The 21,927-nt window shown below is 70.6% G+C and carries 19 protein-coding genes; 10 read left to right on the top strand and 9 right to left on the bottom strand.

Annotated elements, in window-relative coordinates; translation table 11 throughout:
• Positions 1-343: 343 nt before the first annotated feature.
• The 3 genes from OH802_RS10710 to OH802_RS10720 all read right to left on the bottom strand — a co-directional run bounded on the left by OH802_RS10710 (position 344) and on the right by OH802_RS10720 (position 2,172).
• Positions 344-727 (bottom strand): DoxX family protein, encoded by a 384-nt coding sequence (locus OH802_RS10710; RefSeq protein ID WP_406027699.1) that lies wholly within the window; start codon positions 725-727, stop codon positions 344-346.
• A 105-nt stretch (positions 728-832) separates the two neighbouring features.
• Positions 833-1,726 carry a MerR family transcriptional regulator gene (locus tag OH802_RS10715; protein WP_406027701.1) on the bottom strand — a complete coding sequence of 298 codons (894 nt, stop codon included), beginning with the start codon at positions 1,724-1,726 and terminating at the stop codon, positions 833-835.
• Positions 1,727-1,734: 8 nt separating this feature from the next.
• A complete protein-coding gene (locus OH802_RS10720; protein ID WP_406027703.1) occupies positions 1,735-2,172 on the bottom strand; it encodes an SRPBCC family protein in 438 nt (145 codons plus the stop codon).
• 102 nt (positions 2,173-2,274) lie between these two features.
• On the opposite strand from OH802_RS10720, the gene OH802_RS10725 reads away from it, so the two are divergent.
• The 7 genes from OH802_RS10725 (at position 2,275) to OH802_RS10755 (ending at position 11,369) form a co-directional block, all read left to right on the top strand.
• On the top strand, positions 2,275-3,546 hold the full coding sequence (locus tag OH802_RS10725; RefSeq protein ID WP_406027705.1) for an NAD(P)/FAD-dependent oxidoreductase: 1,272 nt from the start codon (positions 2,275-2,277) through the stop codon (positions 3,544-3,546).
• Positions 3,543-4,295, top strand: a complete 753-nt coding sequence (locus OH802_RS10730) for a DUF1365 domain-containing protein (protein ID WP_406027707.1) — start codon at positions 3,543-3,545, stop codon at positions 4,293-4,295. Before OH802_RS10725 ends, OH802_RS10730 begins: the two co-directional genes overlap by 4 nt.
• Positions 4,292-5,560, top strand: a complete 1,269-nt coding sequence (locus tag OH802_RS10735) for a class I SAM-dependent methyltransferase (RefSeq protein ID WP_406027709.1) — start codon at positions 4,292-4,294, stop codon at positions 5,558-5,560. The genes OH802_RS10730 and OH802_RS10735 overlap by 4 nt, the downstream gene beginning before the upstream one ends.
• Complete coding sequence (locus OH802_RS10740) at positions 5,557-6,906, top strand: cryptochrome/photolyase family protein (RefSeq protein WP_406027711.1); 1,350 nt, start codon at positions 5,557-5,559, stop codon at positions 6,904-6,906. The genes OH802_RS10735 and OH802_RS10740 overlap by 4 nt, the downstream gene beginning before the upstream one ends.
• Complete coding sequence (locus OH802_RS10745) at positions 6,903-8,249, top strand: TIGR01777 family oxidoreductase (RefSeq protein WP_406027713.1); 1,347 nt, start codon at positions 6,903-6,905, stop codon at positions 8,247-8,249. Before OH802_RS10740 ends, OH802_RS10745 begins: the two co-directional genes overlap by 4 nt.
• Entirely contained in the window at positions 8,246-9,247 is a 1,002-nt protein-coding gene (locus tag OH802_RS10750; protein WP_406027715.1) for an SDR family NAD(P)-dependent oxidoreductase, read from the top strand. Before OH802_RS10745 ends, OH802_RS10750 begins: the two co-directional genes overlap by 4 nt.
• A 115-nt stretch (positions 9,248-9,362) precedes the next feature.
• The gene (locus OH802_RS10755; RefSeq protein WP_406027717.1) at positions 9,363-11,369 is read left to right on the top strand and encodes an MMPL family transporter; all 2,007 of its coding nucleotides are present in this window, start codon (positions 9,363-9,365) and stop codon (positions 11,367-11,369) included.
• On the opposite strand, the gene OH802_RS10760 is transcribed toward OH802_RS10755, so the two are convergent.
• Entirely contained in the window at positions 11,353-12,393 is a 1,041-nt protein-coding gene (locus tag OH802_RS10760; RefSeq protein ID WP_406027719.1) for an isopenicillin N synthase family dioxygenase, read from the bottom strand. The two genes, OH802_RS10755 and OH802_RS10760, sit on opposite strands and share 17 nt — an antisense overlap.
• A gap of 206 nt (positions 12,394-12,599) precedes the next feature.
• A complete protein-coding gene (locus tag OH802_RS10765) occupies positions 12,600-13,307 on the bottom strand; it encodes a dienelactone hydrolase family protein (protein WP_406027721.1) in 708 nt (235 codons plus the stop codon).
• A gap of 99 nt (positions 13,308-13,406) precedes the next feature.
• Here OH802_RS10765 and OH802_RS10770 point away from each other — a divergent pair, with 99 nt between their 5' ends.
• Positions 13,407-16,625 carry a BTAD domain-containing putative transcriptional regulator gene (locus OH802_RS10770; RefSeq protein WP_406027723.1) on the top strand — a complete coding sequence of 1,073 codons (3,219 nt, stop codon included), beginning with the start codon at positions 13,407-13,409 and terminating at the stop codon, positions 16,623-16,625.
• On the opposite strand, the gene catC is transcribed toward OH802_RS10770, so the two are convergent.
• Genes catC through OH802_RS10790 form a run of 4 tightly spaced genes read right to left on the bottom strand, consistent with a single transcriptional unit; the run spans position 16,622 to position 19,835 of the window.
• Positions 16,622-16,900 (bottom strand): muconolactone Delta-isomerase, encoded by a 279-nt coding sequence (gene catC / locus OH802_RS10775; RefSeq protein WP_008361945.1) that lies wholly within the window; start codon positions 16,898-16,900, stop codon positions 16,622-16,624. The two genes, OH802_RS10770 and catC, sit on opposite strands and share 4 nt — an antisense overlap.
• Positions 16,900-17,775: a catechol 1,2-dioxygenase gene (gene catA, locus OH802_RS10780; RefSeq protein WP_406027726.1), complete on the bottom strand. Its 876-nt coding sequence runs from the start codon at positions 17,773-17,775 to the stop codon at positions 16,900-16,902. Before catA ends, catC begins: the two co-directional genes overlap by 1 nt.
• 36 nt (positions 17,776-17,811) lie before the next feature.
• Positions 17,812-18,915 carry a mandelate racemase/muconate lactonizing enzyme family protein gene (locus OH802_RS10785; RefSeq protein ID WP_406027728.1) on the bottom strand — a complete coding sequence of 368 codons (1,104 nt, stop codon included), beginning with the start codon at positions 18,913-18,915 and terminating at the stop codon, positions 17,812-17,814.
• Positions 18,912-19,835, bottom strand: coding sequence for a LysR substrate-binding domain-containing protein (locus tag OH802_RS10790; protein ID WP_406027730.1), 924 nt, complete (start codon positions 19,833-19,835; stop codon positions 18,912-18,914). The genes OH802_RS10785 and OH802_RS10790 overlap by 4 nt, the downstream gene beginning before the upstream one ends.
• 192 nt (positions 19,836-20,027) lie before the next feature.
• Between OH802_RS10790 and benA the strand changes: the two genes are divergently transcribed.
• Both benA and benB read left to right on the top strand, forming a co-directional pair.
• On the top strand, positions 20,028-21,395 hold the full coding sequence (gene benA / locus OH802_RS10795) for a benzoate 1,2-dioxygenase large subunit (protein WP_406027732.1): 1,368 nt from the start codon (positions 20,028-20,030) through the stop codon (positions 21,393-21,395).
• A gap of 2 nt (positions 21,396-21,397) precedes the next feature.
• Positions 21,398-21,919, top strand: coding sequence for a benzoate 1,2-dioxygenase small subunit (gene benB, locus OH802_RS10800; RefSeq protein WP_406027734.1), 522 nt, complete (start codon positions 21,398-21,400; stop codon positions 21,917-21,919).
• Positions 21,920-21,927: the final 8 nt, after the last annotated feature.

Consider the following 21,927-nt stretch of genomic DNA (forward strand, 5'->3'; position numbering starts at 1 on the left):
ACGCTGCCCGCCCTGCTCTGACCATCTATTTCAGCAGGTCAACCACTGTTTTCGCGGTGAGCGAACGACCTAGCATCTGTGGATGGTAAGTGGCCCGAAGGGCCACCCTCACGCCAGAAATCTCACCTGTCCCAAGCAAGAATCCGCTGCGCCACACCCGGGCCGCCGCCCCGATAGCCAGCCAAATCTTTTCTCGATCTGGTCCGGAGTCCAGGACCGCGAAGCGGCCGGCGAAGCCGGCGCCCGAAGGGCGTCCTTGACGCCGGGCCAGATCGAGAAGACCCTCCAAGAACGGGTCGGCGGCCCATCCCAACCCCAAAACACGGTCCCGAACGAGCCCCTATCAGGCAACAAACGGCGTCGTACCGAACCGGCCCACGGCGATGAAGAGGGCCAGGGCGAGATAGACCACGTTGACCATGACCAGCTTTGCCTGGCCGAGGCGGCCGTGGGTGATCATCGCGCCGATCATCAACGCGATCCAGCAGGCGGCGGTGATGGGCACGACGACAGGTGCGACGCCGAGCACGGCGGGGAGGGTGAGTCCGATCGCCGCCAGGATCTCGAGTACGCCGAGGGTCCTGACGAAGGCCGGCTTGGCGTCACGGATCCATGCGGCGCCGTCGTGCTGGGCGAGCTTCTCCAGCGGCATGAAGGTCTTGGTGATGCCTCCTGCGAGGGCGATGAGAGCCAGCAGTCCGGCAGTGATCCATAGGGCGATGTGCATCAGTTCTCTCCTTGTCCGTGGATTCACCACTGGAGACGAGACGACGCGACGCCGTGTGACATGACGGCGAGTCTTCCGCTCCGGTCGCGGTCGGAGAGAACGAGGTCAGTGCTGCTGGGAGATCAGGGCCGCAAGGGTCCGCGCGCCGGCCACGATGTCGTGACCCAGGCGTACGGCGGGTTCGGGGGCGTGGCTCTGCTGAGCTCCGCCGACGGCCACGACGAGATCGGGGCGGTGGTCGTGCAGGGCGGTGATCACCGCGGCGGTGGCGATGATGTCGGCGGTGGTGGGGATCACGAGCACCGCGGCGGCGAGGGCGGGATCGTCGACGACGCCGAGCCAGTCGTCGATCGGCAGGTCGGCACCCAGGTAGTCGGTGTCCATGCCGTGCCGTCGGGCGGCGACGGCGAAGGCGAAGAGACCGATCTCGTGGCGGGTGTTGGGCGCCGTCCCGAGGGCGATGCGGGGCCCGTGGCCATGGGCGGCCGCCGCCTCGTACGCGAGGGCGAGGCGCCGCATCACCGCGTTCGAGGCCAGGTGCTCGCCGGCGATGCTGACCCGGCCGTCGGCCCAGGCGTCCCCGAGCTCCTCCAGGGCGGGGAAGACGTGGTCGGTCATCACCGTCTCGAAGCCGCCGAGGGCGAACACCTGGTCCAGGGTCGCAGCCAGGTCGGTGGTGTCGAGTGCTGACGCGGCGGTCGTCAGTCGCTCCGCGAGGCCGGCGGAGGGGTTGGCTCCGTCGCCCTGCCCGTCCACGGCGATCTGGTGAGCGGGCTGCACGCGATCGAGCCGGATCGCCTCGGCCGCAGCCAGACCGGCCGACCATCCCTGGTCCACGAGCTGCTTCATCGAGCGCAGTACGGCGACGTCGTGGTCGCCGTAGAGGCGGTAGCCGCTCTCGGACCGGTGGGGAGCGATGACGCCGTACCGGCGCTCCCAGGCACGAAGCGTCGCGGTGGTGATGCCGACCCGCTGTGCCGCGTGCTTGATGGTGTACATCTGCTCGGCTACCGGCCCAGTCGGTCCAGGGTCGCGCGCATCTGCTCGGAGGCGGAGTCACCCAGGCGGGTGAACGCGGGGGTCAGCAGTGGGGCCACCATCTTGGCCATGCCTTTCAGCTCGAACTCGGCCACGTAACGCACAGATGTTCCGCCCGTGGCTGTCGGGACGAAGGTCATCGTGTCATGGGCCACGACCGTCTTGTTCTCGCCGCGTAGCGCGACATGCTTCCCGGGCTCGTACACCTCGACCACATAGGTGAGATCGGTGTTGCGCCCGAGGAACCGAGAGGTGTTCGCGTACGCCGTCCCGACCCCGCCGTCGCCGGAGATGCGGTCGGTGCGCACGGTGCCCGGATCCCACTCCTCGGTGTTGGTGAAGTCGGCCAGGAAGTCGAACACCTCGGCGGTCGGTGCGGAGGTCTCCACGGTTCGATCGATCCTCATGTCGTGCCCCTTCCAAACCTTTGACATACCTTGTACAAACATTGTACGTTCGATCCTCGAAACTAGCCAGCGGCCATGCCGTTGCCTGACGAGGGAGTTCTCATGAGCCGAGTGGCCCATACCCCGCGGCCGACGGTTGCCGTGATCGGTGGCGGAGTCTCCGGGCTGACCGCGGCGTACCTCCTCGGCCGCAGCCACGACGTCACGCTCTTCGAGGCCGAGCGGAGGCTCGGTGGCCATGCGCACACCCACGATGTCCCGACCGCGTCGGGAGCCGTCCTCCGGGTCGACAGCGGCTTCATCGTGATGAACGAGCGCACCTATCCGAACCTGCTCCGCCTCTTCGGAGAGCTCGGCGTCGAGACCCGGCCGACCGAGATGAGCATGAGCATCGACTGCGACGACTGCGGGCTGTCGTACGCCGGCGGCAAGGGCCTGGGCGGCATCCTGGCCGACCCGCGTCGCCTCGCTGACCCGCGCTTCCTCCGCATGCTGGCGCAGGTGCCGCGGTTCCACCGTCGCGCCCGCCGTCTCCTCGAGACCGACAGCGACCTGACGTGGGGGCAGTTCCTCGACGAAGGCGGTTTCAGCGACTACTTCGTCCAGCACTTCGCCGTGCCGCTGGTCTCCTGCGTCTGGTCGTGCGGTGACGAGGACGCCGCCGCCTACCCGGCACGGCACCTGTTCGCCTTCCTCGACCACCACGGGATGCTCCAGGTCACCGGGTCGCCCACGTGGCGCACGGTCGTGGGCGGCTCCCGTGCCTATGTGGACAGGATCGCCGAGCGGGTGGGCGAGGTCCGTGTCGGCGAACCGGTGACCGCCGTGGAGCGGTACGCCGACGGGGTCGAGGTGCGCACCGAGGCCGGGTCCAGGCACTTCGACCGCGCGGTCCTGGCGACCCACGCCGACCAGGCTCTGCGGCTCCTGGCCGATGCGTCCCCGGAGGAGAAGGCGGACCTGGCCGCGATCGGATACTCGCGGAACGAGACCTGGCTGCACCGCGACGCCGCCCTGCTCCCGGCCTCGCCCCGTGCCCGGGCGTCGTGGAACTATCGCCTCGCCTCGTGCGGCGGTGGCGCCGACAAGGTGGTCGTCAGCTACTGGATGAACCGGCTCCAGGGTCTCGAGGACCACGACGAGCATGTGGTCACGCTCAACGCCACTGAGCACGTCGACCCGGCCAAGGTCACCGCCCGGATGAGCTATGAGCACCCGGTCTTCACGACCGAGGCGGTCGCGGCAGCGGCCCGGCTGCGTACTGCCGGCGGACCTCGCCTGGCCTTTGCCGGCGCCCACCTCGGCTGGGGCTTCCACGAGGACGGCTGTCGCTCGGGCGTGGAGGCGGCAGAGTCGTTCGGGGTGACGTGGTGATCCCGTCACCGGTCTTCCCCGAGGTGCCCTCGCTGGTCGTCGGTCATGTCAGCCACACCAGAGAGGTGCCGTTGCGGCACGCGTTCCGTCACCGCAGCTACCAGTGGCTCATCGACGTCGACGATCTGCCTCGGCTGCCGTTCTGGCTGCGTCCTCTGGCCGGGTTCCGGGCAGAGGACCATCTCGACGGGGGCTCGTCGGGACGTGGCGTCCGTGGCGACCTCGGCGCGTTCCTCGCCGGCCACGGCGTCGACCTCGCGCCGACCGACCGGGTGCTGATGCTGGCGAACGCCCGCGTCCTGGGCCATGTCTTCGACCCCCTCACCGTCTTCTGGGTGCAGTCGGACGACGGTGTGCGCGCGGTCGTCTTCGAGGTGCACAACACCTACGGCGGCCGTCACGCCTACCTGCTCGACATCGATCGAAGCGGGCACGCCCGCACCGACAAGGCCTTCTACGTCTCGCCGTTCAACGGCATGGCCGGGACCTATGACATCCGGCTACAAGTCGACCCGGGACAGGTCTCCGTGACCGTCGGCCTCGACCGTGACGGCGCCCGCGTGCTGACCGCGACCACCCGCGGGACCCCGGAGCCCGCGACACGTCGTGCCCTGCTGCGGGTCAGCCTCACCCACCTGCTGATGCCTCACCGGGTCAGCGCGCTCATCCGGTTCCACGGGATCCGGCTGTGGCTGCGCAGGTTGCCCATCATCCCTCGTCCAGCCACTCCTAAGGAGGTCACATCATGAGTGCAGAGCCGGTCTCGCTCGAGCTGCCGGTGCAGAGGGAGCCAGCGGCCGCCGCGGGCCTACGAGCCGGTGTCGCCAAGCAGATTCTGCGCCTGGTGACCCGGCAGGTCCCGGTCGACCTCGTGCTCCCGGACGGCGGCCTGCTCAACCATCGAGGCGGGTCCCGTACGGAGGGGCGGCCGGGCATCGTCCTGCAGCGCCCGGAATCGCTCTACCGACGACTCGCGGAGAACCCGAAGATCGGCCTCGGTGAGGCCTACACGGCCGGAGACTGGCACGCGGCCGAAGGCACCGACCTCGCGGACGCGCTGACGCCGTACGCCGAACGCCTCTCCCGGCTGCTCCCGGGCTGGATGTTGAGGCTGCGCCGCCTCGTCGACCTGCCGATCCCCGCCGACCAGCGCGGCGCCGTGGAGCACACCCGGGAGAACATCTCCGCCCACTACGACCTGGGGAACGACATGTTCGCCGCGTTCCTCGACCCCAGCCTCAGCTACAGCTCGGCGCTGTTCGACCGCAGCCGTCCGGTGGCCGATCAGGACCTGGAAGAGGCACAGCTGCGCAAGGTCAACGCGGCCCTCGACCTGGCCGGCGTCGGTGCCGGTGACGACGTCCTGGAGATCGGTACGGGGTGGGGGACCCTCGCGATCGAGGCAGCACGTCGCGGCGCCCGAGTCACCACCATCACGCTGTCGGTCGAGCAGGCGGCGCTGGCGCGGGAGCGGATCGAGAACGCGGGGTACACCGACCGGGTCGAGGTGGTGGTGCAGGACTACCGACACGTCGTCGGCACCTTCGACGCCGTGGTCAGCATCGAGATGATCGAGGCGGTCGGCGAGCGCTACTGGCCCGACTACTTCGCCACACTGTCCCGTCTGGTCCGTCCCGGCGGCGCCGTCGCCCTGCAGGCGATCCTGATGCCGCACCAGCGCTATCTGGCGACCCGGAACTCCTACGGGTGGATCCAGAAGCACATCTTCCCGGGCGGCCTGATCCCGTCCGCCACGGCGATCTCCGAGCAGGCCGGCCAGGTCGGCCTGAGCGTGACCCGCACCGACAGGTTCGGCGCCGACTACGCCGAGACGCTCCGCCGCTGGCGCTCCGCCTTCCTGGCCGCGTGGCCGGCGATCCGGTCCGAGGAGTTCGACGAGGAGTTCCGTCGCACCTGGGAGTTCTACCTGGCCTACTGCGAGGCGGGCTTCCGGGCCGGAGCCATCGACGTCGCCCAGATCCGGCTGGAGGCCGCGGGACGGGACCACTCATGACGACGTCCGTGATGTGGTTCCGGCGGGACCTGCGGCTGGGAGACCACCCCGCCCTGCAGGCTGCGGCCGCCGACGGGCCCGTGGTTCCGCTGTTCGTGCTCGACCCGCGCATGGCCGACTCCGGGCGGAGGTGGGAGCGGATGCTGGCCTCGCTCGCCGCGCTGCGCGAGGAGACGGGCGGGGCACTGGTGATCCGTCAGGGCGACCCTGCCGAGGTGGTGGCCCAGGTCGCCGCCGAGGCCGGAGCGACCCAGGTGCACATCTCGACCGAGACGACCCCCTACGGCCGGCGACGCGACGAGGCCGTGCAGCAGCGGCTGGCGGACGCCGACATCGGCCTGGTCGGCACCGGCAGCCCCTACGCCGTGACCCCGGGCAGGATCCGGAACGCAAGCGGGGCGCCGTACCGCGTCTTCACGCCCTTCCTGCGGGCCTGGCGCGAGCACGGGTGGAGGGCGCCGGCCGGTGACGCTCAGGTCGAGTGGACGACGAAGCTCGAGTCGGACCCGCTGCCGGACCATCCCGCGCAGCTGGACCAGGAGGCCGGCGAGCGTGCGGCGCTGCACCGCTGGGAGGACTTCTGCGCCGAGGACCTGGCCGGCTACGCCTCGGCCCGGGACCGGCCCGACCTCAACTCGACCAGCCGCATCTCGACGGCCTTGAAGTTCGGCGAGATCCATCCGCGTACGCTCCTCGCCGATCTGAATCAGCACGGCAGCGGTGCCTCCGGAGAGGACGTCGAGCGCTTCGTCGCGGAGCTGGCCTGGCGCGAGTTCTACGCCGACGTGCTCTGGCACGACCCCGGGTCGGCCTGGCGTGACCTGCGGGACGGGCTGAGAGGCATGCAGTACGACGACGACCCCGAGCTGCTGGAGGCCTGGAAGTCGGGCAGGACCGGCTTCCCGTTCGTCGATGCCGGCATGCGTCAGCTGCTCGCGGAGGGCTGGATGCACAACCGGGTGCGGATGGTCGTCGCGAGCTTCCTGATCAAGGATCTGCACATCTGGTGGCCGGCCGGCGCCCGGCACTTCCTCGACCATCTCCTCGACGGCGACCTAGCCTCCAACAGTCACGGCTGGCAGTGGGTGGCCGGGACCGGAACCGACGCCGCGCCCTACTTCCGGGTCTTCAACCCGATCACCCAGGGGCTCCGGTTCGATCCGCAGGGTGACTACGTCCGGCGCTGGGTACCTGAGCTTCGCCACCTTCCGGGGGCGGCGGCCCACGAGCCGTGGCGCCATCCCGAGGGCTTTACCAACGGCTACCCTGAACGCGTCGTCGACCATGCCGAGGAGCGCCGCGAGGCGCTGGCCCGGCTGACAGAGCTGAAGGACTCGACCTTATGACTTTGTTGCGTACGACGACCCACGAGTTCCGGCACACGGTGCCGGACGCCGCCGACGTCGTCTTCGACTGGCACGGCCGGCCCGGCGCGTTCCAGCGGCTGGTGCCGCCGTGGCAGCCCGTCCGCGTCGCCGAGGAGGCCCAGGGCCTCGCCGGCGGCACGGCGGTGCTCGATTTCCCGGCAGGCCGCCGCTGGGTGGCCCAGCACCTGCCAGAGGAGTACGTCGCCGGCCACCGCTTCGCCGACCGCCTGGTCTCGCGTCCGTTCGTGGTGCCGGTGTCGTGGCACCATCGCCACGACTTCGAGGACGTCGGTGTGGGCACGACCGTGATCGACAGGGTCACGACGACACTGCCGAAGCGGCTGCTCGAGCCGATGTTCGCCTACCGGCAGCGTCAGCTCGCCGACGACCTGGCGGCTCACCGCTCGGCGGCCGGCACACCTCGGCTCACCGTGGCGGTCACCGGCGCATCCGGCCTGGTGGGGAGCGCGGTCTCGGCCTTCCTGACGACCGGCGGACACACCGTGGTCCGCCTGGTGCGACACCGGCCGACCGCGCCGGACGAGCGTGCCTGGGACCCCGACGATCCCGACCCGGCGTCGCTGGCCGGAGTGGACGCCGTCGTCCACCTGGCCGGGCACAGCATCGCCGGCCGCTTCACCGACAGGCACAAGGAGCTAATCCGCGGCTCACGCATCGGGCCCACCCGCCTGCTAGCCCAGGCCAGCGCGAAGGCAGGAGTGGGTGTCTTCGTCTGCGCGTCCGCGATCGGGATCTACGGAGCCGACCGCGGCGAGGAGGTCCTCACCGAGGACGCCACGACCGGGGACGACTTCCTCGCTCACGTCGTCCGCGACTGGGAGGAGGCGGCCCTGGCCTCGGCCGACGCGGAGATGCGGGTCGTCCTGGTGCGTACCGGAATCGTGCAGAGCCCGCGTGGCGGCGCCCTGCGCCTGCAGCGGCCCCTGTTCGCCACCGGTCTCGGCGGCCCGATGGGGTCGGGGGAGCAGTGGCAGTCGTGGATCGCGATCGATGATCTCGTCGACATCTACCACCGGGCTCTGGTGGACACCGGCCTCTCGGGCCCGGTGAACGCCGTCGCGCCCGCTCCACTGCGGCAGCGTGCCTACGCCGCCGCCCTGGGCCGAGCCTTGCATCGCCCCGCGATCCTGCCGACACCGTCGTTCGGGCCTCGTCTGCTCCTGGGCAGGGAGGGAGCGCAGGAGGTGGCCTTCGCCAACCAGCGGGTGGTCCCTCAACGACTCCTCGGGCTCGGCCACCGCTTCCGGTTCGTCGAGGCCGAGCAGGCGCTGCGCCACGTCCTCGGGAGCGTACGCACATGAAGCACGCCGCAACCTCTGACCAGGGTCTCGACCGCCTGCTCGACCGAACAGTCGTGCTGGGCTACTCCCGCCTCGGCTACGCGATCCGGCGCCGTCGCTGGGCCGAGGATGACCCACGTCCCGGCGTGCTGGCGGGGCGGACCGCGGTGGTCACCGGCGGGGGCAGTGGTCTCGGCGAGGCCACCGTGCTGGGCCTGGCCCGGCTCGGTGCCCGCGTCCACCTCCTCGTACGCTCGCCCGAACGCGCCGCACCCGCGGTCGAGAGGATCGAGCGGCTGCTGCGTGACGAGGGGCGGGCCGTCGAGCTTCGGACGGAGCGCTGCGACGTCTCCGACCCGGCGATGATCGACGCGTTCGCCGAAGAATTCTGCGCGCGCGACGGCGGCCGCACCGCTCTCGATGTACTCGTGCACAACGCGGGGGTCATGCCGCCCGAGCGGACCGAGTCGGTCGAGGGCCACGAGCTGTCCGTCGCCACCCATGTGCTCGGGCCGATCCGGCTGACCGAGCACCTGCTGCCGGCCCTGCGCCGCTCGGAGCGCGGCGCCAGACAGGTCTTCGTCGCCTCGGGCGGGATGTACACCCAGCCCCTTCCCATCGACGACCCGGAGTTCGAGCAGGGCACCTACCAGGGCGCCGTGGCCTACGCGAGGTCCAAGCGCATGCAGGTGGAGTTGGCGCCGGCCCTGGACCGGCGGTGGTCACCGGACCGGATCTCCACCTTCGTCATGCACCCCGGCTGGGCGGACACACCGGGCCTCGCCCGGTCGCTCCCCGCCTTCCGTACGTTGACCCGACCGCTGCTGCGCCCGGCCGAGGAGGGCGCGGACACGGCGGTGTGGCTCGCGGCCACCGAGCCCGCGCCGCCGTCCGGCACCTTCTGGCACGACCGTCGCCAGCGGCCCACGAGCTATCGCTCAGCGACCCGCCCGGGTCGCGGCGAGGCCGAGGCGCTGTGGCAATGGGCGGCGGCTGCCGCCGGCCTGGAGGGGCCTTAGCTCCGATGTCATCCGACGCATTCACCACCCCTACTGGAAAGGCCCGACCATGCGCTCCGCGCTAGCAGCTCTCGCACAACTCACCACGAGAAAGGCCACGGCATGGCTGGTCCTGGTGATCACGGTTCTCCTGGCCGGTGCGGTGATGGTCGTCGGATCCTCCCTGGAGTCCGCCAGCTCGGCGCCTGACCCGCTGCCGGCGGACGCCGAGTCGGCCAGGGTCGCCGAGCTCCAGCAGAGCTTTCCGGGCGGGGACGTGCTGCCCGCCGTCGCGGTGGTCGAGCGTGATGGTGGGCTGACCGCGGAGGACCGGGCGTGGGTCGCCGAGGTGTCGAAGCGTTGGGCAGAGATCACCGGGAACGAGGTCTCGCCGCCGATCCCGGCGACCGACGGCGATGCCCTGATCGTCGCCATCGACGTCGATGCCGACGTGACCGGACTCGATCTCACCGAGCTCGTCGGCGAGCTGCGGGAGACGGTCGACGAGGGCCGGCCCGACGGCCTCACGGTCCAGCTCACCGGCGGTGCCGCCTTCGCCGCCGACATCTCCTCGGCGTTCGAAGGTGCCGACGTGCGGCTGCTCCTCGTCACCGCTGCGGTCGTCGCCATCCTGCTGATCCTGACCTACCGCTCGCCGGTGCTGTGGCTCGTGCCCCTGATCGTGATCGCGGTCGCCGATCGCACCGCCTCGGTGGTGACCCAGATCGTCGCGGACTGGACGGGCAACGGGCTCGACGGATCCACATCGGGGATCACCAGCGTGCTGGTCTTCGGTGCCGGCACGAACTACGCGCTCCTGCTGGTCTCGCGCTACCGCGAGGAGCTCCGGCGGCACGAGCACCACCGCGATGCCCTCGCCGCCGCGGTGCGCGGTTCCGCCGAGGCGATCGTGGCCAGCAACCTCACCGTCGTACTCGCACTGTTGGCCCTGGTGTTCAGCGTCGCTCCCAACACCCGGTCCCTGGGGGTCTCGGCTGCGATCGGCCTGCTGGTGGCCCTGCTCTTCGCTCTCTTCGCCCTGCCCGCCGCGCTGTCGTTGTTCGGTCGTGGCCTGTTCTGGCCGTTCGTGCCGCGCAACGGCGAAGACGAGAAGTCTCGCGACGGTGTCTGGTTCCGGATCGCCCGCACCGTGGTGAGCCGACCGGCAGCGGTGCTGGCCGTGGCCGCGGTGATCCTCGGCGTACTCGCCTCCGGGCTCCTGGGCGTCAAGGTCGGGCTCTCACAGACCGACCAGTTCCGCGTCGACGCCGAGTCCGTCGACGGTCTGGACACCCTCTCGAAGCACTTCCCGCCCGGGGCCTCGGATCCGGTGACGATCGTGGTCGGAGCCGACGAGGCCGACGCGGTCCTCGCGCAGGTCAACCAGATGGACGGCGTCGACAGCGCGCGCCCGTCGGGCGAGAGCGGCGACCTGGTGAAGATCACCGCGACGCTGGAGGACGCACCAGCCACCCCGGAGAGCATCGAGACGATCGAGACGATGCGCAGCGAGCTGGCCGGCACCGGCGCTCTGGTCGGCGGCAGCGTGGCCAAGGACCTGGACAGCCGCAACGGCGCCGAGCGTGATCTCAAGGTCGTCGTGCCGTTGATCCTGCTGGTGGTGCTGCTGGTGCTCTTCGCGGTGCTGCGGTCGATCGTGACGCCGCTGGTGCTCGTCACCATCAGCGTGATCGCCACCTTCGCCGCCCTCGGCCTGGGCGCCTGGATGAGCACGCACGTCTTCGGGTTCCCTGCGCTCGACGTCAGCACACCGATCTACGCCTTCCTGTTCCTGGTGGCGCTCGGCGTCGACTACACGGTGTTCCTCGTCCTGCGGGCGAGGGAGGAGACCGCCGAGCACGACACCGTCGATGCGATGGTCATGGCGGTCGGGCTGACCGGTGGCGTCATCACCAGCGCCGGCATCGTGCTGGCCTCGGTGTTCGCGGTCCTGGGTGTGCTGCCCCTGATCACGCTGACCCAGGTGGGCCTGATCGTGGGCCTGGGCATCCTGCTGGACACCTTCCTCGTCCGCACGGTGGTGGTGCCGGCGGTCTTCGCCCTGGTCGGGGACAAGATCTGGTGGCCCGCCCCGATCGCCCGCCGTCACTCCAAGGAAGCGCTGGTCAGCGACCCGCGGTGAGCACGCGGGCTGCCTCCCGGCCGGCGGCGGCGTTGAGAACGCCGGCACGGGAGCCCGCGAGCTTGGCGGCGATGTGCTCGTCGACGGTGACGTCGCGGTAGAGGCGGGGGTGCTCGTCGTCGACGAACCGCGGCAGCGGGCCGATGACCGCCTCGGCATCGCCGTCGAAGAAGTACGCAGCCGACCGGCGTCGCTGGATGGTGCCATCGACGATCGGCGGCTTGACCCGGTGCAGGGTCGAGAGCCACTGCTCGTTGGTCAGCCGGGTCGTGAGGTCGCCGAGGTTGATCAGGAGCGCCCCCTCGGCCGGGCTGACGTCGTGCCACTCGCCGCCGTGCAGGACCTGGAGGCCCTTGACCCGGTCGGCCCACAGGATCGTGACGATGCCGTAGTCGGTGTGCTCGCCCATCCCGATCATGTCCTCGTCGACCTCGACCCGGGTGCCTTCCGGGAGGGCGTAGTTGTTCATCCGCAGGACCTCGATGGGGTGGGCCGCGAGGCTCGCGATGGCGCCGCGCTCCAGGTCGAGCGCGTCCTCGAAGATGGTGACCATGGTGCGCGCGACCCGGGCGGCCTCGGCGCGCCAGGCGTCGATGCGCGCCCGGAAGTCCGACACCGACGGCCAGGTGTTCTCCGCGTAGTGCGCCTCGACGAGATCGGCGTCGGGATGGTCGGAGACCGACGAGCCGACGTTGAAGGCCTCGAAGAAGTCCTTCATCCGCGTCTCGGACTGGACGCCGGCGCTGAGCGCGAGCGTCTCCGACTTGGGCGGGGTGTAGCCACGGTTCTCGGCGGCCGGTCGGCGCCACCGGGTCTTCTCCGCCGGCGGCAGGGCGAAGAAGTCGTCCATGGCCGTGGCCAGACCGACGGCTGCGGACGGAGCGACGCCGTGGCCGAGGATCTGGATGAAGCCGACCTCACGGCAGGCGGTGTCGATGGCGGCCGCGACGGCTGCCTTCTCCTGGGGCGTTCCGCCCTGGACGTACGCAGCGATGTCGACGGCGGGGACGTGGAAGGTGCTCACGCGACCGCCCCCGTAGCGCAAGCGCCAGAATACGGACACGGTCGCGTGATGTTTTGACGGTTCGCTCGCTGACGCTCGCTCACGGGTGCTCTCCTTGCTCGGAGCAGACGGATGGTCGTGCCCGGAGGTGTCCGCTTTCCCGGCCAGGAGGCCTTGCTTTCCGTTGAACTCGGGCACCACCACAGTAGAACGCCGAGGTTTCCGCGCTATTTCGGGCCGAGATGCTCGCCGAAGAAGGCGAGGATGCGCCGCCAGGCGTCCTCCGCCTCGGGCTCGGAGTAGTTGAAGCCGACCACGCGTTCCAGGACGGGGGCCGGGGTGGGGAAGCCCCAGTCGTTCATGAAGCTGTGCCCGGCGTCCGGATACTCCTTGACGTCGCGGGGTACGTCGCCCGCGGCGAGCGCCGCCTCGACCTTGGCCGCGGCGCCGGGCAGGAGGTGGTCCTTGGCGCCGTAGCTCGCCACCATCGGGCACGAGGAGCTCAGCGCGGACAGGCTCCCGGGCGCCACTCCGTAGTTGGGTGCGGCCGCGTCGAAGATGCCGCGCGGGGCCAGCAGAAGGGTGAAGCCGCCGCCCATGCAGAAGCCGACGACACCGACCTTGCCGGTGCAGCGTGGATCGTCGGCGAGGTGGTCGCGAGCGGCGATCAGATCGTCGACCGCGGTGCCCTTGCCGGTCACCAGCGACTTCATCGTGCTGACGACACACCCGACCTTCGGGCCGCGCTCGTAGAGCGCCGGAGTCAGCGCCAGGTAGCCGTTGGCCGCGAACCGGTCGCTGATCCGCTTGATGTCCGAGGTCATGCCGAGGATGTCCTGCACGACCACCACGCCGGGCCATGGCCCGGCACCCTCGGGCACCGAAAGGTAGCCACGCGTCGGACCCGCGGGAGCGGCATAGTCGATCATCGACATCTCATCACCTCGGTGCGATCCTCGCAGGTCCGACGATCCTGCAGGCCGGATGCCGCGCGACCCGATAGGATTTCGTGGTGATTCGCCAGGCTCGGGGTCTTGACGGAGGCCGGGGTGCGCCATGAGGGCATGTTCGGTCCCAGGCTTCGCCAGCTGCGTGAGTCGCGTTCGCTGACACAGGGCGCGCTGGCGCGGGCCGCGGGGCTCAGCGTCGCCTCGATCCGCGACCTCGAGCAGGGCAGGACGAGGCGGCCGAGGGCGGCTTCGCTGCGCGCGCTCGCCGACGCCCTGAGCCTGAGTGCGGAGGAGACGGCCGGGTTCGCCGAGGCCTTCACACCCGCCCGCGAGGCCGACGGCGCGATGGTGAGCATCGGCGTCCTCGGCCCGACCGTCGTGGTCCGCGACGGAGTGCCGGTCGAGATGGCCGATCAGGTCGGTCTGCTGCTGCGGCGACTGGCCCTGGAGCCGGGGGAGAAGGTCGGGCGCGACGAGCTGCTCGACCTGCTGTGGCCCGAGCTCAGCTCGGCCGAGTCGGGCAGGCGGCTGGTCCAGCTGCTGCGGCGCCTGCGCGCCCTCGTCGCGCCGATCGCGGTCGTCCAGGACGGCAGCGCCCTCCGCCTCGACGCCTCGGCGGACGAGCTCGACCTGGTCCGCTTTCGTGAGCTGACCAGCACCGACGAGATGGCCCCGCTCACCGAGGCCGTCGGCCTGTGGCGTGGGCGTCCCGACGGGTTCGACCAGGCGCCCTGGCTGTCGAGCACCATCGAGGACGAGTACGTCGCGGTCGTGCTCAGATGGGCGACGCTGGGCGTTGCCGAGGGCTTGGCCATCGAGGCGCTCCCGGTCGTGGGCGAGCTCGCTCGGTTGCGGCCGCTGGACGAGCCGTTGTGGGCCGCGTACGTGAAGGTGCTGGCGGCGGCCGGGCGGCAGGCCGAGGCGCTCGCCGCCTACGACACGGTCCGTTCCGTCCTGGCCGACGAGCTCGGGCTGGACCCGAGCCCGGTCCTCGAGGATGTCCGCCAAGGGACGCTGGAAGGACGCTGGCACACCCGGCGACCGACGCTGGTCGAGGGCGCGCGCCGGCGGGACGTACCTCGGGAGGTGCCGGCGGCGCCGGCGCTGATCGGGCGCGACGCCGAGCTCGCGATGCTGGCGGCCGGGCTCGGCGAGGGCGGCGGTGCCGCGGTGCTGGTCACCGGTCCGGCCGGCTCCGGGAAGAGCGCGCTGGCGCTGACCGCCGCGGCCCGGCTGGCCGACGACTTCCCCGACGGCCAGCTCTACGCCGACCTCCACGGCGTCTCGGGTGAGGCGGTCGACCCCGGCATGGTGCTGCGGCGCTTCCTGCGCTCGCTCGGCCTCTCCGGCCAGCAGATCCCGACCGATGCCGCCGACGCCGCGGCCCTGCTCCGAAGCGAGCTCTCCGACCGTCGGATGCTGATCGTGCTGGACAGCGTCGACAGCCCCGGCCAGGTCATCCCGCTGCTGCCCGGGCTCGGCGCCACTCGGACGATCCTCACCAGCCGCCACCGGCTGCCGGCCCTCGCGGGCACGATCGACCTGGGCCGCCAGATCCACCTCGGCGAGCTCAGCGCCGACGCCTCCGTCCACCTCATCGGCGCGATCGTCGGCCATGAGCGCGTCGCCGCAGCGCCGCGCGCGAGCGAGTCGCTGGCGCTGGCGTGCGGTCGGCTCCCGCTGGCGCTCAGGATCGCCGCGGCCAGACTGCTGAGCCGCCCGGAATGGTCGATCGAGACGTACGCCGACCGGCTGAGCGAGAGTTCCCACCGGCTCGCCGAGCTGGCCGTCGGCGAGGTGAGCGTCGCGGCCAGCCTCGAGATCTCCTACGCCGCGATGCCCGCCGAGGCGCAGCGCGCGTTCCGGCTGTGCTCGCTGATCTCGGCCTACGACTTCGACCCCGCTCCGGCCAGCGCCCTCCTCGACCGGGACCCGGCCACCACGCAGCGGCTGCTCGAGGACCTGGTCGACGCCAACATGCTGCAGACGGCCAGTCCCAACGGCAGAGCCGACGACGGCGTCGGGCGCTACCACTACCACGATCTGCTCCGGCTCCACGCCGGCGATCTGGCCGCGGCCGACCAGGAGCAGCCGAAGGCGCAGCGCCGGCTCGCCGACTGGCTGCTCGACACCACGGTCAGCGCCGCCGGCACAGCCTATCCGGGCCGCCTGCGCGCGCTGGAGATCGAGCCTTCGCCAGAAAGCCGCTTCCACTCCGCCGATGACGCCCGCACCTGGCTCGACCGCGAGGCGCAGCTGCTGATCGCGTTCGCGAAGCAGGCGGCGACCGACCCGCACCGGCGTCACTACGCCTGGAAGCTCGTCGACCAGGCCCGGATCCACTATCGCACCCGCCTCGACGTGACCACCTACCTCGAGCTCGTCACGGTGGGGGCCGAGGCCGCCATGCTGGAGGACGAGGCGCGGGCCGAGGCGTTCCTGCGTACGCTGCGAGCCGATGTGCTCGGGGTCCTGGGGCGGATGGAGGAGGCCTGGGCGGAGTCGGACCGCGCCTGGAGTCTCCTCGACACGAGCGGGTGGCCGCAGGGGCTGGCGTTCGCGTCGATCGTCGACGGCCACCGCCACCGGGTCGCGGACTCCGGACGCGAGGCCGAGGTCGCCTACACGCACGCGCTGAAGATCCTCGGCGACGTCGAGGGCACCGAGGGGCTGCGCTCCTGGGCGCATCAGGCCCTCGGCATCGCCTGCACCGAGCAGGGCCGCTTCGAGGAGGGGCGCGTTCACCATCTCCAGGCGGTCGAGCTGAGCGAGGTGCAGGGCAGCGCGACCCCGCTCGAGCTCGCCACGCTGGCCGCGGCCGAGCGCGCCCTCGGCCTGCTCGACTCAGCCGGCGCCCGGCTGGAGTCGGCGCTGGCGCAGGCCACCCGCAACCGGAGCCCGTTCGCCGAGGCCAACGCGCTCGAGGAGCTCAGCCTGCTCGCCCTGGTCCGTGGCGACCACGCCTCGGCGCTCGAGCTCGCCGAGCGGGCCCACCTGACCGCGCGGGCCCACGGGGACGTACGTTTCGTCGCGTCGACGGCCTGCAGCTATGCCGCCGCCCTCGATGCGACCGGGAACCACCGCGACGCCGCCGAGACGTACGAGTACGCGGTCCGGCTCAGCCACACGCACGTCGCCTCGTTCACCGAGACCCGTGCCCGGATCGGGCTGGCCCAGGCGCTGCACGCCGAGGGCGACACCACGGCCGCCCGCGTCCACGCCCGCCGCGGCAGGCAGCTGGCCGCCGAGCACGGCTTCGCGCCGTTGCGGCGCGAAGCCGACCGGGTCCTCGAGCAGCTCTAGTCGACCTTGGACGGGTGCTTGGCCAGCGGGGTGACCTGGACGTCCATGTAGGGGAACAGCGGCAGGCCGGAGAGGATCTGGTGGAGCTCGTCGTGGGACTCGACGTCGAAGACCGAGAAGTTGGCGTACTCCCCGGCGATCCGCCACAGGTGCGGCCACTTCCCGGCGCGCTGGAGCTCCTGGGCGTACGCCTTCTCGCGGGCGATCGTGTCGTCGCGGACGTCCGGATCCAGGTCGTGCGGGATCCGGACGTCCATGCGTACGTGGTAGAGCATCAGCCGCGAACCGGGTCGAGCACGAAGCCGTAGTCGACGCCCACCGAACCGTCCCCGTTGGCCACGGGCGCGAGCACCAGCTCGGGCTTGACCGCCGAGGCGATGTCGTCGTCGTTGTGCTCGTCACCGGGGAAGTAGAGCTGGGCGGTGAGCAGCTCGTGACCCGGGGCCGACACCTTGACGTGCAGGTGCGCCGGACGCCAGGCGTGCCAGCCGGCGGCGGCGATGAGCTTGCCGCAGGAGCCGTCGGTCGGGATCTGGTAGGGGGCCGGCTGGATCGTGTGGATCTCGAAGGCACCGTCGGCCCCGACGGTGAAGCTGCCACGCAGGTTCCACTCCGGGATGCCGGGCGCGAACTGCGAGTAGAAGCCGTCGGCGTCGGCGTGCCACAGCTCGACCTTGGCGCCGTCGAGCGGGGTGCCGTCGGTGGAGGTGATCGTGCCGGTCCAGGTCAGCGGGGTGCCGGCCTCGCCGTCGCGCATCGGGATGGTGCCGTTCGCGCCCTGCTCCGGGGCCGCGGGGACGTAGTAGGGGCCCTCGATGGTGCCCTTGTTGCCCTCGCGGTGCTCGGTGGCGACCTTCTCGACCTCGTGCTCGACCCAGACGTCGAGGAAGAGCGGCCACTCGCCGTCCTTGCCGACCTGGATCAGCCACGCCTTGAGCGCGTTGTACTCGTCGTAGCTGACCTTCTCCTCGCGGATCGTGTCGTAGACGGCGTTGAGCACGCGCTTGGCCAGCTTGTCGACGCGCTCCGGCGGAGTGTCCTTGACGGCGTCGAAGGGCGACTTGTCGGCGGCGAACCGCTCGGTGGCGGAGGCGCCCGAGGCGGCCGCGGAGGCTGCCTCGGTGGACTCGAGGGTCTGGTCGGTGGTCATGGGTGTGTCCTCTCGTGTTGCGGTGGGGTCAGGTGTTCAGTTGTCGGTGCGGTAGCGATCGAGCTTCTCCGGATCGATCTCGACCCCGAGGCCGGCACCAGGACGTACGGCGAGCTCGCCGTCGCGGATCTCGAGCGGCTCGGTGAGCAGGTCATCGGCCATGTCGAGGAAGTTGGAGAGCTCACCGGCCCGGCGGGAGGTGAGCCGGTGAGCGGCGCCGAAGGCGATCGAGCAGGCGCTGCCGAGCTGGCCGTCGATCTGGTTGCCCATCACGACCTCCAAGCCGAGGCCTTCGGCCAGATGCAGCACCTGCTGCGACCCGGTGAAGCCGGTGCGCGCGGTCTTGATGCTGATCGCGGTGGCGGAGCCACCGAGCACCTCGCGGGTCACGTCGGCAGCCGTCGGGACCGACTCGTCGGCGATGAACGGCACGTCGATTTGACTGACCAGCCAGCGCCGCCCGAGCACGTCGTCGGCCGGGTTGAGCTCCTCGGCGAAGAGCAGGTCCAGGTCGGCCATCTGCTTCATCGCGCGGGCGGACTCGGCCGCGGTCCAGCCGCGGTTGCCGTCGACGTACAGCTCGATCTCGGCGCCGAACCGCTCGCGTAGCGCACGGACGACGGCGGTGTCGAGCTCGATGGGGGAGCGGCCGACCTTCACCTTGAACGTCGAGATCCCGTACGTCTCCCGCATCCGCTCCGCCTCGGCGACCATCGCCTCGGGCCCGTCGAAGCCGAGCATGTGGGAGACCCGCATCCGGTCGGTGAAGGCACCGAGCAGGTCGACGACCCGCAGGTCCAGGGTCTTGCCGAGGGCGTCCCATATGGCCATGTCGACGGCGGCCTTCGCGGTCGGGTTGCCGACGGTGCGCTCCATCAGGACCCGGGCGGTCTCGCGCTCGAGGAGGGTGAGCCCCGCGAGCTGCGGGGCGAAGAGCTGGTCGATGACGGCGATGATCCCGGTCTGGGTCTCGCCGTAGGTGAACGGCCGCGGCGGCGCCTCGGCGACACCCACGACACCGTCGTCGGTGTGCACCCGGACGAGCACGTGCTGGGCGGTGTGGACCTCGCCGGAGGCGAAGCGCAGCGGCTTGCGGTAGGGGATGGCGAACGGGATCGCCTCGACCTTGGTGATCTTCAAGATTGGACTCCGAATCGGGGAGGTTCCAGACGGGGTGCGGTGAACAGGTCGGCGGCCTCGAGGACCTCGATGACGGCGTCGACGACGGGGTTGTCGTCGTCGGTGCGGTAGGCGAGGGAGAGCTCGACGCTGCCCGCGTCGAGCAGGTCGCGGAAGATCACGCCCTCCAGCGGAAGGGCCCGGACCGAGGCCGGGACGACCGAGACGCCGAGACCCGCGGCGACCAGCGCCAGCAGGACCGCGGTGCTCGGCGCCTCGTGCTCGCGGCGCGGCACGAACCCGGCCTCGCGACAGCTGCGCAGGACCGCCTCGTTGACCGCCGAGTCGCGGGCGCTGTAGGCCACGAACGGCTCGGTGCGCAGGTCGGCCAGGGACACGACGGGCTCGACGGCGAGCCGGTGGTCGACAGGGATGGCGAGCGCGAGCGGCTCGACCTCGAGGGTGCGCAGGGTCAGCCCCTCGCCGGTGGCGGGCGGCCGCAGTACGCCGAGGTCGAGCGCCCCGCTCTGCAGCCGCTCGCACTGGGCCGGGGTGAGCAGGTCGGCGTGGATCTCGAGCGCCACCTCGGGCAGCTCGCGCTTGACCACCCGGGCGATGCCCGGCAGGTGGGAGAACGAGGCGGTGCCGGTCAGTCCCAGGCGGACCAGGCCGTGGCGGCCGGCCCCGATGCGGCGTACGCCTCGGACGCTGTCGTCGACGGCGGTCAGGACCCGGGCGGCCTCGGTGCGGAGGAACTCGCCGGCCGGAGTGAGGGAGACCTGGCGGGTCGTGCGGGTGAACAGGGTGACGTCGAGCTCGGACTCGAGCTGGCGGATCGCCTGGGAGAGCGCCGGCTGGGCGATGTGCAGCTGCGCCGCGGCCTGCCCGAAGTGGCAGGTCTCGGCGACCGCGGCGAAATACCGCAGGTGGCGTAGCTCCATGAAGCGCTCCTCACGAGGTGGTGATGACCGCCACACTAGGACTGCGATAGATAAACAACAAGGACGAAACTGACGCTCATTGATCGATTCGAATGATCAATTGGTGCCTAGGTCGGAACTGGGCATTCGCCTGGTGTGACGGCCGCCACGTCTTGCGAAGGTGTGGTCACCGTCACCCGTTGGAGGCATCACATGACCGCACCGCTCACCGAGAGCCTGGGCCACATCGAGAACGTCCTGTCGGACGCCGTGGTCGAGGACCGCGAGGCCGGGATCTACCGCGCCAACCGCCGGATCTTCACCGACGAGGAGGTCTTCGAGCTCGAGATGAAGCACATCTTCGAGGGCAACTGGATCTACCTCGCCCACGAGAGCCAGGTGCCCAACCCCGGCGACTACCTCACCACCTACATCGGGCGACAGCCGGTGATGATCACGCGCGACAAGGACGGCGAGCTGCACTGCATGATCAACGCCTGCGCCCACCGTGGCGCGATGCTGTGCCGGCGCAAGACCGACAACCGGATGACCCTGACCTGCCCGTTCCACGGCTGGACGTTCCGCAACGACGGCACCCTCCTCAAGGTCAAGGACCCCGACGACGCGGGCTACCCGGAGAGCTTCAACACCGAGGGGTCGCACAACCTCACCCACGTGGCTCGCTTCGACAGCTACCGCGGCTTCCTGTTCGGCTCGCTCAACCAGGACGTACTGCCGCTCGAGGAGCACCTCGGCGACACCGTCAAGGTGATCGACATGCTCGTCGACCAGTCGCCCGAGGGGCTCGAGGTGCTGCGCGGTTCCTCGACCTACACCTACGACGGCAACTGGAAGGTCCAGGCGGAGAACGGCGCCGACGGCTACCACGTCACCGCCACCCACTGGAACTACGCGGCGACGACCTCACGTCGCAACACCGGCGAGTCGAAGAACACGACCAAGACCGTCGACGCCGGCAGCTGGGGCAAGGCGGGTGGCGGCTACTGGTCCTACCCGAACGGCCACCTGTGCCTGTGGACCTGGGCGGCCAACCCCGCCGACCGGCCGCTGTGGGACCAGATGGACGTGCTCAAGGAGAAGTTCGGCGACGCCAAGGGCGAGTTCATGGTCAAGGGCTCCCGCAACCTGCTGCTCTACCCGAACGTGTATCTGATGGACCAGTTCTCGACCCAGATCCGGCACTTCCGCCCGATCTCGGTCGACAAGACCGAGGTCACCATCTACTGCATCGCCCCGAAGGGCGAGAGCCCCGAGTCTCGGGCCTGGCGGATCCGGCAGTACGAGGACTTCTTCAACGCCTCCGGGATGGCCACGCCCGACGACCTGGAGGAGTTCCGCTCCTGCTATGTGACGTACCAGGCCTCCGCCGCGCCGTGGAACGACATGAGCCGCGGCGCCGAGCACTGGCTCACCGGACCCGACGAGGTCGCCGAGGCGCTGGAGATGCCCGGCGTCGTCTCGGCCGGTGCGAAGAACGAGGACGAGGGTCTCTACCCGGTCGTGCACGGCTACTGGGCCGACGTCATGCGCGAGGCCGTCGCGAACGAGAAGGGGAAGTGACGATGACGATCACGCAGAACGCCGCCGGAGCGAAGCTCATCACCCAGAACTCGATCGAGCAGTTCCTCTACCGCGAGGCGCGCTTCCTGGACGACCGCGAGTTCGAGAAGTGGCTCGAGTGCTACGCCGACGACGTCGTCTACTGGATGCCCTGCTGGGACGACGCCGACCTCCTCACCGAGGACCCGCAGACCGAGATGTCGCTCATCTACTACCCCAACAAGGGCGGCCTGGAGGACCGGGTCTTCCGGATCCGTACGGAGCGGTCCTCGGCCACCTCGCTGCCCGAGCCGCGTACGTCGCACAACATCAGCAACGTCGAGGTGATCGAGCGCCGCGGCGACCTGGTCGACGTGCGCTTCAACTGGCACACCATGTACTTCCGCTACAAGACCGTCGACCCCTACTACGGCACGTCGTTCTACACCATCGACTTCTCCGGCGAGCAGCCGCTGATCCGCCGCAAGACCGTGGTGCTGAAGAACGACTACATCCACCACGTTGTCGACATCTACCACGTCTGAGGCGCCGC

Origin of the sequence: Nocardioides sp. NBC_00850 (genome assembly GCF_045207335.1) — a bacterium.
Lineage (GTDB): Bacteria > Actinomycetota > Actinomycetes > Propionibacteriales > Nocardioidaceae > Nocardioides.